The 488-nt window shown below is 49.8% G+C and carries 1 protein-coding gene; it reads right to left on the bottom strand.

All coding sequences use genetic code 11. The features are described from left to right. Positions 1-275: 275 nt before the first annotated feature. A partial coding sequence (locus tag JUK32_RS00575; protein ID WP_204136923.1) for a transposase occupies positions 276-488 on the bottom strand: 213 nt, incomplete at its 5' end.

The raw sequence follows: 488 nt of genomic DNA, 5'->3' as shown, positions 1-488 counted from the left end.
GCGGGGGGTATTTCTGGGGCCACGCTGCTGGCCCTGTACTTTGTACCTGCCGCGTTTCTACTGACCAAGAGGGCAGCGACCTGGGGAAATTACGGGGTTAAGTGAGTAATCGTACAGAAACTTACGCTAATACCAATTATAAATATAAAGCTGCACAGAATAGGTAAAATCAAATCCTTTGACAGCAAGGCTTTCAGCCTCTGAATTATGCTCATCGTCATATTAAATTGGGATAAGGCTAAAAGGGTGCTTTAAAAGTTTGAGGCGGTCAAATTTTACGCCAAACGCCTGACCATGATGCGGATCATGGCGATGTAGATGAAGGCCTCCGAGGTCTCTGGCAACTGCTCGTAATCGCGCACCAGACGTCGACAATGCATCAACCAGCCAAAGGTGCGCTCCACCACCCACCGCTTTTTGAGCACCTGAAAGCCTTTCGTCTGTTTGGGTCGCAGCACGACCTGTAGCACCCAACGGCAGGTGTCCAT

It is taken from the genome of Halomicronema sp. CCY15110, from assembly GCF_016888165.1.
Lineage (GTDB): Bacteria > Cyanobacteriota > Cyanobacteriia > Phormidesmidales > Phormidesmidaceae > Halomicronema.
The sequence above is the reverse complement of the archived record's forward strand: the minus strand, read 5'-3'. Positions and strand labels throughout refer to the sequence as shown.